This window comes from Streptomyces sp. NPDC058239 (assembly GCF_042882185.1).
Lineage (GTDB): Bacteria > Actinomycetota > Actinomycetes > Streptomycetales > Streptomycetaceae > Streptomyces.
Window position 1 is genome coordinate 1 of sequence record NZ_JBHVWS010000130.1, and the last position, 3,508, is coordinate 3,508.

The 3,508-nt window shown below is 67.8% G+C and carries 1 protein-coding gene; it reads left to right on the plus strand.

Translation table 11 applies throughout. The features are described from left to right. Nucleotides 1-3,508 (plus strand): type I polyketide synthase (locus ACFVYE_RS47130; RefSeq protein WP_389609744.1); only part of this gene is annotated, 3,508 nt, incomplete at both ends.

The following is a 3,508-nucleotide window of genomic DNA, read 5'->3' on the forward strand; positions in this document are numbered from 1 at the left end:
CATCGACGGAACCGAACTCACCCCCGACTACTGGTACCGCAACCTCCGCCAACCCGTCCAATTCCACACCACCATCAACAAACTCCTCACCGACCAGCACACCAGGTTCATCGAGCCCAGTGCCCATCCCGTACTCGCCGCTCCGTTGACGGAGTCCTCGGACACCATCACCGTGATCGGTACTCTGCGGCGCAACAGCGGTTCGCTCGGCCGGATCCTCGCGTCCGCGGCTCAGGCCTGGGTGTGCGGACTGCCCGTCGACTGGACCGCTCTCTACCCGGACGCACGCCGGACGCCCCTGCCCACGTACCCCTTCCAGCGCACCCGGTACTGGCTGGAGGACCAGGACATGAGCGCTGCCGACCTGGCGGCGGCCGGGCAGACGGCACTGGATCATCCGCTGCTGACCGCGCGTGTCGACCACCCCGACGGCCTGGAGACGCTGTTCACGGGTCGGATCTCACTGGATCGGCAGTCCTGGCTGGCAGATCACACTGTCGCCGGGGTGCTGTTGCTGCCGGGAACAGCCTTCCTGGAGATGGCGGTACGGGCAGGGGACGAAGTCGGCTGCGATCTCGTGGAGGAACTGACCCTCAGCACGCCGCTCGTGGTGCGCGAACACGCAGGGACGCTGCTGCGGGTACGGGTGTCCTCGCTCGACGCCGGACGTCATGCGCTGAACGTTTACGCACGCGCCGAGGACGCGCTGCAGGGCGACCCGTGGACGCTGCACGCCAGCGGTACCTTGGCGCGATCGGCGCCGGCAGCCGCGCCGGTCCCGCAAGCGTGGCTGCCACCGGACGTCCCACCCGTGCCTGTCGAGGCCGGGTACCGGGACCTGGCCAGGCGGGGATACGCCTACGGCCCTGCCTTCCAGGGGGTGCGTGCTCTGTGGCAGGGCGACGGCGAGGTATTCGCGGAGATCGCTCTACCGGATGATCAGTGCGCTCTGGCCGAGCGATTCGTACTGCACCCGGGCCTGCTCGACGCGGCCGCTCAGACGGTGCTGTTCGCTGTTCCTCCCCGCAATGGGTCGACGTCCGTACTGCCCTGGGAGTGGCAGAACTTCGCTGTCTACTCCGCCGGGGCCACCGCAGCCCGCGTGCGGCTGCGCATGGTGAGCCCGACCGAGGCACAGCTGTCGCTTCTCGACGCGTCAGGGCTGCTCATCGCGGAGGCCGGGGCACTCCTGCTGCGCCAGGTGGATCTCGCCGAAATCACCCGCCTCAGCGGCGGTGACGGTGCCCCGCTGCGGGTGGACTGGACCGAGTTCACGACAGCCTCCGTTGTACCCGCGGACATCATCGAGCACGTCGATGTCCAAACAGCGGCCGATCTTGTCGCTCTGGCCACCGATATCGATGCCGAGGGTACCGAGCCTCCCTCGCTGGTGTTCGCCCGGCTGGACCGTGAGTACCCGGCTGAGGAGGAACCGTCGGCGGCCGCAGCACATGCCGCGGCGTCACAGACTTTGCAGTTGCTGCAGACGTGGCTTGCTGAGCCGGTGTTCGACGAAACACATCTGGTGTTCGTGACGAGCAGAGCCGCACAGGTCTCGCATGACGATCCCATCAGCACCCGGTCCGCCACGGTCTGGGGCATGGTGCGATCCGCGCAGACGGAGCATCCGGATCGTTTCGTGCTCGCTGACGTCGACGGCAGCCGGGAATCCGACCAGATGCTGCCGATCACTGTGGCGAGCGGGGAGCCGCAGATCGCGATCCGCCAGGGCGTTCCTCTGTTTCCCAGGCTGATTCGGCTGACCTCCGCCGAATCAGCTGCAGCCGCTGACGATGTCGATGGCACCGTGCTGGTCACCGGCGGTACCGGAACACTCGGCGGGCACATCGCGCGACACCTGGTCGCCGCTCACGGTGTACGGCGTCTGCTGCTGCTCAGCAGAAAGGGCCCGGAAGCGGACGGTGCGGCCTCCCTGCTCGCCGATCTGAGGGGCAGCGGTGCCCACGCGGAGATCGTCTCGTGCGATGTCACCGACCGGGCGAAGATGGCGAGCATCTTTGACGAGTTGCACGAGACGTATCCGGTGACCGCAGTCATCCATGCCGCCGGAATGCTGGCGGACGGTGTGCTGACGTCGCTCACCCGGGACCAGGTGACCCAGGTACTACGCCCGAAGATCGATGCGGCCGTGCACCTGCACGAGCTGACGCGGCAGCATCAGGTGCGTCGCTTCGTCCTGTTCTCCTCGGCCGCCGGTGTACTCGGTTCGGCCGGTCAGGCGGCATACGCGGCCGCGAACGCGTTCCTCGACGCGCTCGCCCAGCATCGGCGTGGTCAGGGCGCGGCAGCCGTCTCGATTGCCTGGGGACTGTGGGCCGACCGCAGCGCACTGACTGGTACGTTGACCGACACGGATGTGCGCAGACTGTCGGCACTGGGGATTGCTCCCATGCCTACCGAAGCCGCTCTGGCCTCGTTCGACACGGCCTGGCGAGGAAGCGGCGAGTCGGTCCTGGTGCCGATGCGGGTGGATTCCACAGCTCTGTCCGCCATGGGCGGGCCGGTTCCGCCCATGCTGCGGGACCTGGTGCGGGGCCCTGTCCGCCGAACGGTGCTCACACCGGGGAACGATGCCCGGCCGATGGCCGATGTCCCGGCGGAACGGCGGGCCGAAGTCCTGCTCGACCTCGTACGGACCAGAGCGGCAGCGGTGCTCGGGCATGACTCGCCCGACCGGGTACAGCCGAATCGAGCATTCCGTGAACTCGGGTTCGACTCACTCGCAGCAGTCGACCTGCGCAATCAGCTCAACGTTGTGACCGGGCTGCGACTGCCCGCCACGATTGTGTTCGACCACCCCAATCCAGCGGCCTTGTCCAAACATCTGGAGGAGGCCTTGTACGGGCGGGCACAGGTGCCCGCCACGGTTTCCCCGGTCGCCTCCAAGACCGATGATCCCGTGGTCATTGTCGCGATGAGCTGCCGCTTCCCCGGTGGCAGCAGTTCACCGGAAGCATTGTGGCGTCTGCTCTCCACCGCGGGCGACGCAGTTTCGGCCATGCCTTCCGACCGCGGGTGGTTCCCGGACGTCAGGTACGGCCCCACCGGTCCCGAGCCGACTACGGTGAGCACCACCGAGGGGGCGTTCCTGCCGGACGCCGCGGACTTCGACGCGGACCTTTTCGGCATCTCGCCGCGGGAAGCTCTGGCGATGGATCCACAGCAGCGGCTCCTGCTGGAATCCTCATGGGAAGCCTTCGAACGCGCGGGCATCGACCCCAGGTCTCTGGGCGGCAGCCGAACCGGGGTGTTCGCCGGTGTGATGTACCACGACTATGGTGCGCGCCTGACCGACGTACCCCCTGAGGTCGAGGGATATGTGATCAACGGCAGTGCGGGAAGTGTGGCGTCCGGTCGGGTCGCCTATGCCTTCGGCCTCGAAGGCCCTGCGATCACCATCGACACCGCCTGCTCCTCCTCCCTCGTCGCCGTGCACCTGGCCGCCAACGCACTGCGCAACGGCGAATGCACCCTGGCCCTCGCCGGC